General features: G+C 46.4%; 6 protein-coding genes. 3 read left to right on the plus strand and 3 right to left on the minus strand.

Features of this window, described 5'->3' with window-relative positions; all coding sequences use genetic code 11:
- The first annotated feature begins 38 nt into the window (after positions 1-38).
- Together parE and parC are read left to right on the plus strand one after the other, a co-directional pair.
- Complete coding sequence (gene parE, locus R7E42_RS20210; RefSeq protein ID WP_005379872.1) at positions 39-1,919, plus strand: DNA topoisomerase IV subunit B; 1,881 nt, start codon at positions 39-41, stop codon at positions 1,917-1,919.
- A 3-nt stretch (positions 1,920-1,922) separates the two neighbouring features.
- Entirely contained in the window at positions 1,923-4,208 is a 2,286-nt protein-coding gene (gene parC / locus R7E42_RS20215) for a DNA topoisomerase IV subunit A (RefSeq protein ID WP_017633605.1), read from the plus strand.
- Positions 4,209-4,245: 37 nt separating this feature from the next.
- On the opposite strand, the gene degS is transcribed toward parC, so the two are convergent.
- The 3 genes from degS to zapG all read right to left on the minus strand — a co-directional run bounded on the left by degS (position 4,246) and on the right by zapG (position 7,512).
- On the minus strand, positions 4,246-5,310 hold the full coding sequence (degS, locus tag R7E42_RS20220; RefSeq protein WP_017633606.1) for an outer membrane-stress sensor serine endopeptidase DegS: 1,065 nt from the start codon (positions 5,308-5,310) through the stop codon (positions 4,246-4,248).
- A gap of 190 nt (positions 5,311-5,500) precedes the next feature.
- Positions 5,501-6,868: a Do family serine endopeptidase gene (locus R7E42_RS20225; RefSeq protein ID WP_025768400.1), complete on the minus strand. Its 1,368-nt coding sequence runs from the start codon at positions 6,866-6,868 to the stop codon at positions 5,501-5,503.
- A gap of 200 nt (positions 6,869-7,068) precedes the next feature.
- The gene (gene zapG / locus R7E42_RS20230; protein ID WP_213987294.1) at positions 7,069-7,512 is read right to left on the minus strand and encodes a Z-ring associated protein ZapG; all 444 of its coding nucleotides are present in this window, start codon (positions 7,510-7,512) and stop codon (positions 7,069-7,071) included.
- Between the two features lie 196 nt (positions 7,513-7,708).
- Here zapG and zapE point away from each other — a divergent pair, with 196 nt between their 5' ends.
- Complete coding sequence (zapE, locus tag R7E42_RS20235) at positions 7,709-8,812, plus strand: cell division protein ZapE (RefSeq protein WP_005387411.1); 1,104 nt, start codon at positions 7,709-7,711, stop codon at positions 8,810-8,812.
- Positions 8,813-8,905 lie beyond the last annotated feature (93 nt).

The following is an 8,905-nucleotide window of genomic DNA, read 5'->3' on the forward strand; positions in this document are numbered from 1 at the left end:
CTCAGGCAACAAGTAAACTTTGAGAATAATTCCGTATTATGACTGAACAATATAATGCTGGTGCCATTGAAGTACTGAATGGCTTAGAGCCAGTACGTCGCCGACCAGGGATGTATACGGATACAGCGCGCCCAAACCATTTGGGCCAAGAAGTTATCGACAACAGTGTCGATGAAGCGCTAGCCGGACATGCCTCAAAAGTACAAGTCATCCTACATGCTGACCAATCACTCGAAGTGATCGATGATGGTCGAGGCATGCCTGTTGATATCCACCCAGAAGAGAAAGTATCAGGCGTAGAGCTAATTCTATGTAAGCTACATGCGGGTGGTAAGTTCTCTAACAAAAACTACCAATTCTCTGGTGGTTTGCACGGGGTAGGTATATCTGTAGTAAACGCGTTGTCAAAACGCGTTGAAGTAACAGTTCGTCGTGATGGTCAAGTGTATGAAATTGCATTTGAACACGGCGAGAAAGTGTCTGATCTGACCGTAACTGGCACATGTGGTCGTCGCAATCGCGGTACCAGCGTACATTTCTGGCCTGATGCGAAGTACTTCGATTCGGCTAACTTCTCTGTGACGCGCTTAGTCAACAACCTGCGCGCAAAAGCGGTTTTGTGTCCGGGCTTAGAAATCACATTAACCGACAAAGTTAATGACAAAGACTATAAGTGGTACTACGAAGATGGTTTGAAAGACTATCTTGCGGAAGGTGTAAAAGGCTATCCAGTTATTCCTGAAGAACCATTTACTGGTGAGTTCTTGGCGGATACTGAAGCGGCAAACTGGGCGGTAATTTGGCAGCCAGAAGGCGGTGAGATGATCACCGAAAGCTACGTTAACCTGATCCCAACCGCTCAAGGTGGTACGCACGTTAATGGTTTACGCCAAGGCTTGTTGGAAGCGATGCGCGAATTCTGTGAGTTCCGTAATCTATTACCTCGTGGTGTGAAGCTAACGGGTGATGACGTTTTCGACCGCTGTTCTTACGTGCTGTCGGTTAAAATTCAAGATCCACAATTTGCAGGCCAGACCAAGGAACGTCTCTCTTCTCGTCAAACCGCGGCATTTGTCTCTGGCGTTGTAAAAGATGCGTTCAGTCTTTGGTTGAACGAAAAGCCTCAGCTCGCAGAGCAATTGGCAGAAGTCTGTATCGCTAACGCGCACCGTCGTATGCGAGCGGCGAAAAAAGTCGTACGTAAGAAAGTGGCATCCGGCCCGGCATTGCCAGGCAAGTTGACCGACTGTTCTGCACAGGACTTAAGTCGCACGGAAATCTTCTTTGTGGAGGGTGACTCTGCGGGTGGCTCGGCAAAACAGGCACGTGACCGTGAATTCCAAGCCGTGATGCCACTGCGTGGTAAGATCTTGAACACGTGGGAAGTCTCTGCCGATCAAGTTCTTGCGTCTCAAGAAGTACACGATATCTCTGTTGCTTTGGGTATTGACCCAGATAGCGACAACCTCGAGAGTCTTCGTTACGGTAAGATCTGTATCCTTGCCGATGCGGACTCGGATGGTCTTCACATCGCAACGCTGCTTTGTGCTCTATTTACTCGTCACTTCCGCGCACTAGTGGAAGCGGGTCATATCTATGTGGCGATGCCGCCTCTGTATCGAATCGACTGCGGGAAAGAAGTGTTCTACGCCCTCGATGATGATGAAAAAGATGGCATTTTAGAGCGCTTGTCGAAGAAGAAAGCCAAAATCAACGTGCAACGATTCAAAGGTCTGGGTGAGATGAACCCACTTCAGTTGCGTGAAACCACCATGGATCCGAACACGCGTCGCTTAGTGCAGTTAACCATTGACGACTCTACGGCGACCATGGAAATGATGGACATGCTGCTAGGTAAAAAGCGTGCAGATGACCGTCGTTCTTGGCTACAAAACAACGGCGACTTGGCAGAGGTGTAACGGATGTCTACAGAAATTACCTACGATGGCGTCGAACAATTGCCAATGCGCAAGTTCACTGAAGACGCTTATCTGAACTACTCGATGTACGTAATCATGGACCGCGCCTTGCCATACATTGGTGATGGCTTAAAGCCGGTTCAACGACGCATCATTTATGCGATGTCAGAGCTTGGTCTCTCTGCATCAGCAAAATACAAAAAATCTGCACGTACCGTTGGTGACGTGCTAGGTAAATACCATCCGCACGGTGATTCAGCGTGTTACGAAGCGATGGTATTGATGGCTCAGCCATTCTCTTACCGCTATCCATTAGTGGATGGTCAAGGTAACTGGGGTGCGCCAGATGATCCGAAATCATTTGCGGCAATGCGTTATACCGAAGCAAAACTGTCTAAGTTTGCTGAAGTATTGCTTGGCGAACTTGGCCAGGGCACGGTTGAATGGCAACCTAACTTTGATGGCACAATGAAAGAGCCACAAATGTTGCCAGCACGTCTGCCTCACATCCTGCTTAACGGTGTAACCGGCATTGCCGTTGGTATGGCAACAGACATCCCACCGCACAACGTTCGTGAAATCGCAGATGCGACTATTCATTTGATCGACAACCCGAAAGCAGAACTGCCGGACGTGATGCAGTATGTCAAAGGTCCGGATTACCCAACAGAAGCAGAAATCATCTCGCCGCAAGCGGATATCGAGAAGATTTACCGCAACGGTCGTGGCAGCATCAAAATGCGTGCGGTTTGGCACAAAGAAGGTTCTGACATTGTTATCACTTCTTTGCCACACCAAGTATCGGGTGCCAAACTGCTTGAGCAAATCGCTAACCAGATGCGTGCGAAGAAGCTGCCAATGGTTGACGATCTTCGTGACGAATCGGATCACGAGAACCCAACGCGTATCGTTGTGGTGCCTAAGTCAAACCGCGTCGATTGTGATTTGTTGATGAACCACTTGTTCGCATCAACGGATCTTGAGCGCAGTTACCGTGTTAACTTGAACATGATTGGTTTGGATAACCGTCCTCAAGTTAAAGGTCTGGTGCAAATTCTGTCTGAGTGGATCGAGTTTCGTCGTACGACTGTGCGTCGTCGTCTACAACACCGCCTAGACAAAGTAATGGCTCGTCTACACATCTTGGAAGGTTTGTTGGTTGCTTACCTCAACCTAGATGAAGTGATTGAGATCATCCGTACTGAAGACGATCCAAAAGCGGTGCTGATGGAACGCTTTGGTATTACCGATATCCAAGCGGATGCAATTTTAGATACTAAACTTCGTCATCTAGCAAAACTAGAAGAGATGAAGATCCGTGGTGAGCAAGACGAGCTAGAGAAAGAGCGTGAGAAGCTAGAACAGCTACTCGGTTCTGAGCGTCGTCTGAATACACTACTGAAAAAAGAAATCAAAGCAGACGCAGAGAAATACGGTGATGACCGTCGCTCTCCAATGGTTGAGCGTGCAGAAGCAAAAGCGCTGACTGAACGTGACCTCGTACCAAGTGAGCCAATCACGGTTGTGCTTTCTGAGAAAGGTTGGATTCGTCACGCGAAAGGCCATGACGTGGATGCCGAAGGCTTAAACTATAAGTCGGGTGATAAGTATTTAGCGCATGCTCGAGGTAAGAGTAATCAGCCTGCGGTATTCCTAGGTAGTGACGGTCGAAGTTACTCTCTGGAATCGCACTCACTGCCTTCTGCTCGTAGTCAAGGTGAGCCGATTACCGGTCGCTTGAATATTACGGCTGGTAGCAGTATTCGCCAAGTCATCATGAGTGAAGAAGATCAGCTGTGGCTGGTGGGCTCAGATGCAGGTTACGGCTTTGTATGTAAAGGCGCGGACTTGCTGTCTAAAAACCGCAGTGGTAAAGCGCTCGTCACTTTACCTGCCAACTCTGAGATCATGACGCCAAAAGAGATTGAAGATTTAGACTCTGATGAAATCTTAGCAATCACTAACCAAGGTCGCATGCTGCTGTTCCCAATCAAAGACTTGCCACAACTGGCGAAAGGTAAAGGGAATAAGATCATCAACATTCCTGCTGCTAAAGCAAAAGAGCGAGAAGAAGTACTATCTCACTTAATGTCTTTACCAAAAGGTGCATCGTTAACGCTGTACGCGGGTAAGCGAAAGTTGGGTCTTAAACCGTCTGACCTTGATAACTTCCGTGGCGAACGTGGTCGCCGAGGTGGGTTATTACCGAGAGGTTTGCAGCGAGTCACTCGTATTGAAGTTGAGCTAGATGATTCCGATACGACGGAAACACCGAGCGATAGCGAGTAACGCACAAATAAAAATCCCAGCCAATGGCTGGGATTTTTTATGCTTCTTGCTTGTCTTCGGCAATGGTGACTTTCAAGGTCATCTCTTTTCCTTTGCGAATGATACCGACGTCCACGGTGGTGCCAGGACGTAAATCGGTGACGATATCCATAACGCTCTGACGCCCTTGTACTTTATTGCCATCAATACTGATAATGATGTCCTGCTTTTGGAAGCCTGCCGCATTGGCTGGACCATTTGGATCAATACCAAGTACGACAATACCACCTATGTGTTCATTTCCAAGCAGGCGAGCAGTGACCGCATTAATGTCTTGGCCGTCGATTCCAATATAACCACGAATCACGCGGCCATCAGCGATGATTTTCTGCATGATCTTACTCGCTAGCGGCGCAGGGATCGCAAAAGAAATACCGTAAGTTTCTAAGTCTGTCGCTTGCTGAAAAGAGGCGGTGTTAATGCCGACGAGCTCGCCTTGTGTGTTCACTAGGGCTCCACCAGAGTTACCTTCATTGATGGCGGCATCGGTTTGAATGAATGCTTGACGACCATCGCTAATAGATGAACGACCTGTGGCAGAAATAATGCCGAACGTTGTGGTTTGTCCAAGGTTGTATGGGTTACCGATGGCTAGTACTACATCGCCCACTTGTGGTTTGTAGTTAGAGTTCAGAGGGATTACGGGCAAATTCGAACCTTCGACACGCAGCACGGCTATATCAGTACGCTTATCTGTCCCTACGAGCTGAGCCGCTGCGGCTCTGCCGTCTTGTAATGCCACAACAATTTGATCAGCTTGAGCAACCACATGATAGTTAGTAATGATGTAGCCTTTCTCACTAACAATCACACCTGACCCCAGGCCTTGAGTCGAGAGTTTACTGCGGTCATTCTCAACATACTTACGACTGTAGATGTTTACCACTGCAGGTGCTGCTCTTCGGACTGCTTGATTAAACGTCAACTCGACTGATGCGATATTAACAGGTTGAGGATCAAGCGCGGCAGGAATTACGTTGTTGCGCAAAGATGGAACCGCCAGTAATACCACTGCGGCAGTAGCCAAGCCTAAAAAGACAGAACGTAATAAAAAGCTGAGCATATCCTCTCCATGCGTGAGCGCCAAAATGGCATCGAAGATGAAGAATAGCATTACATTGAAAAATAACAAAAGGGCAGCACGTCATCGCGCTGCCCTTTTCATTAGTTATTGAGCGATAAGGAAAAGTGATCGAGCCTTATCACTCAACACTATGCATCGAAAACCTTATTTTCTATCACTTTGAAAGTGGTTAACGAATGACAAGATAAATAGTACGTTCACCACGTTGAATATTAAGAGCCAGTACACCTTTGTGTTTCTCTACGATTGTACGAAGCTCGGCAAGGTTTTTCACTCGTTGACGGTTCACACCGATAATAATGTCACCTTGTTGTAATTGATATTGAGCCGCTGGAGAGTTATCTGCAACGCTCGATACTTTAACACCTTGGATTACATCACTTGGTGTTGTATTGCTTAATTCCGCCCCTTTGAGTCCCTCATGTAATGTCTCCGCTTTAGCTTTCATATTCGTAGATTCGCCAAGCGTTACATCAAAGGTTTTATTCTTACCATCTCGAACCACACCTAATGTGATTTCTTTACCTGCGCCCAATGTTGCCACTTTTGCGCGGAGCTCTGAGAAAGTATTAATCGCTTTGCCGTTCACCGATACAATTACGTCACCGGCTTTTAATCCTGCTTTATCGGCTGCGCTGTCCGGTACGACTTGACCAATAAAGGCACCTTTACTTGACTCGTAACCCAATGCATCAGCTAGCTCAGAGGTTACTTCGCCACCTTGCACACCCAACATGCCGCGTTTGACTTCACCAAACTCTAGAATTTGATCAGTGAGGTTTTTCATCATGTTTGATGGAATCGCAAAACCAATACCTACGTTACCGCCGTTAGGGCCTAAAATTGCAGTATTAATACCGATCAGCTCACCATTAAGGTTGACCAATGCACCACCAGAGTTACCGCTGTTAATTGCGGCATCGGTTTGGATGAAGTTTTCGAAGTTTTCAACGTTTAAGCCGCTACGACCAAGGGCTGAAACAATACCCGAAGTCACAGTTTGACCGAGTCCAAATGGGTTACCAATCGCAACCGTAAAGTCACCGACACGCAGTTTGTCGGAATCCGCGACCTTAATCTGCGTTAAGTTTTTCGCTTTCTCTAATTTAAGTAACGCAACATCGGCCATTTCATCACCGCCAACGAGCGTAGCGTCATATTCGCGCCCGTCAAAGAGGCGAACTCGAATCTCATCTGCTCCCTTGATCACGTGGTAGTTAGTGACAATATGGCCTTTCTTCGCATCAATAATGACACCAGACCCTAAACCTCTGAACGGGCGCTCTCGCCTTTGTTCCATAGGAAAGTCTGGGCCAAAGAAAAATTGAAATTGCTCGGGAATGCGGCTGGTTTGTACTTGTTTACCTTCTACAGCAATACTCACAACAGCTGGGGTCACCTTCTCAAGCATTGGTGCCAAGCTAGGTAACTGTTGGCCATCCACATTCAAAGGTAATGCGGCAGTGGCTTGAACTGGGGCAATAATCGACCCCAAACTCAGAGATAGAACGGTGAGCGCAAGCAGTGGTTTTTTCATCCAATAACTCCTCTTGAAACATGTCTGCCAAAAAGAAATATCCGAACGGTTAGTTCACTTTGTTAATAACTAATATAGGGTCTAGTTCGGACAATCAAAAGGGGAGGCAGTGCACATCCAAGTTAGAGCGAAGGTGAGGTGAAAAAGTTCAAAAAAGGGCCGATACAAATGTATCGGCCCTAGATAGAAGTAAGAGAGGATTATGATGCTTTTGCGGTTACCGCTTCGGGAGCATTAATGATTTCTTTCTCTTGATCCCTCAAAAGACCGGTGGCGCCATTAGCGTAGTCTTTTGGTTGTTCGTTAAACTCTGGTTGATCTTCTGCAATGGTTTCAGATGACATTGCCGTTTTCTTATCAAACGGGTTGTCTTGTTCTGGTAAGTTTGGCAAAAGCTCAGAAGAGGTCTTGGCCATATGTTGGTATAGCTTGGTGTAATCTTTACCTAGGGTGTCCAACATTTCTGCGGTTTGTGCAAAATGATCGACGAGCTCTTGACGTTGTTGCTCTAATTCAAACTTGGCCGCTTCAAGTTCTTTCTGCACAGACTTTTGTTTCTTGTATTCAGGGGTGGTTAGTCTACTAATGACTACGCCTACGATTGTACCGACCAGCAAACCCACAATGGCATAAATCCAAGGCATAACTGCTCCTTATAGTTGTTTTAACAAGTCTTTTACTACTTAGTTACACGCGGTGCTCGTCCATGTTACTATGGCTTGAACAGCCGATAAAGAAAAATAGCAGTATGTCTTCGGGGACTGATAACTACTTCTCTCTATTCTCAAAGTTGACCCCGAGGTAACCCTTTTCTCTATACCTCTATACGACTTACATACGATGACACCACTACAACAATATCAAAAAGACATAGCAGAACACGGGTTTCAGCGTGATGAAGCTCAGTATCAAGCGGTCGTTGCATTAGACAAGCTTTACCATGCTATCGTTGAATTTCAGTCAGCTCCTGTGCCTCAGCTTTCCAAATGGCAAAAGCTAATGGGGAAAAAAATCGACAAGCCTGAACCACCAAAAGGCCTTTACTTTTGGGGTGGAGTAGGTCGCGGTAAAACCTACCTTATGGACGCATTTTTTGATGCTTTACCGACCCAAAGAAAAATGCGCGTCCACTTCCATCGATTTATGTATCGAGTACATGATGAGTTGAAGCTGTTAGGTGATGTGGAAAATCCGCTATCAAAAGTGGCGGATAAATTTAAAGAAGAAGCCGATGTGGTTTGCTTTGATGAATTTTTTGTTTCCGACATTACTGATGCGATGATCCTCGCAACGCTACTTCAAGAAATGTTCAAGCGGCAGATGATCCTAGTCGCGACTTCAAACATCGAGCCGCAGAACTTATATCGTAACGGTTTGCAAAGAGCGCGCTTTTTGCCCGCGATCGATATGATTTTGGCACGTTGTGAAGTGTTGAATGTCGATAGTGGCGTTGATTATCGCTTAAGAACGTTAGAACAGGCTGAAATATACCATTACCCGCTTGATGAGCAGGCTAGCATAAACCTTAACAAATATTATCAGCAGCTGACTGGAGAGCGTCAGTTTGTTGCTCATCAAATCGAAGTTAACCACCGTCAACTAGCGGTGATTGAAGCAAGCGACGGGGTGCTGCATGCGTCGTTTGCTCAGTTGTGTCAAACTGCTCGCAGTCAAAATGACTACATTGAATTGTCTCGTATTTACCACACGGTATTACTGGCAGATGTTCAACAAATGAACCGAAAAATCGATGATGCGGCGAGACGCTTTATCGCGCTGGTCGATGAGTTTTACGAGCGCAATGTTAAGTTGATTATTTCTGCTGAAGTGCCAATGGCCGACTTATATACTGATGGGCAGTTAGAGTTCGAATTTAAGCGCTGTTTGTCTCGGCTTACTGAGATGCAAAGTCATGAGTATCTCGCGCGTGAACATTTGGCCTAGATCCAATGGGTTCTTAAAAAAGTGAAGAAAAAATTAGTGATTTGGCGCAAAAAAAGGTGATTTTTTCTTCGCTCTTCTCTATAATCCTGCGAC

Source organism: Vibrio sp. Vb1337, assembly GCF_033338715.1.
GTDB lineage: Bacteria > Pseudomonadota > Gammaproteobacteria > Enterobacterales > Vibrionaceae > Vibrio > Vibrio alginolyticus.

Bases quoted from the DNA above. Each gene is read 5' to 3' on its own strand.
- parE (WP_005379872.1), top strand. From the start codon at position 39: ATGACTGAACAATATAATGCTGGTGCCATTGAAGTACTGAATGGCTTA.
- parC (WP_017633605.1), top strand. From the start codon at position 1,923: ATGTCTACAGAAATTACCTACGATGGCGTCGAACAATTGCCAATGCGC.
- degS (WP_017633606.1), bottom strand. From the start codon at position 5,310: ATGCTCAGCTTTTTATTACGTTCTGTCTTTTTAGGCTTGGCTACTGCC.
- R7E42_RS20225 (WP_025768400.1), bottom strand. From the start codon at position 6,868: ATGAAAAAACCACTGCTTGCGCTCACCGTTCTATCTCTGAGTTTGGGG.
- zapG (WP_213987294.1), bottom strand. From the start codon at position 7,512: ATGCCTTGGATTTATGCCATTGTGGGTTTGCTGGTCGGTACAATCGTA.
- zapE (WP_005387411.1), top strand. From the start codon at position 7,709: ATGACACCACTACAACAATATCAAAAAGACATAGCAGAACACGGGTTT.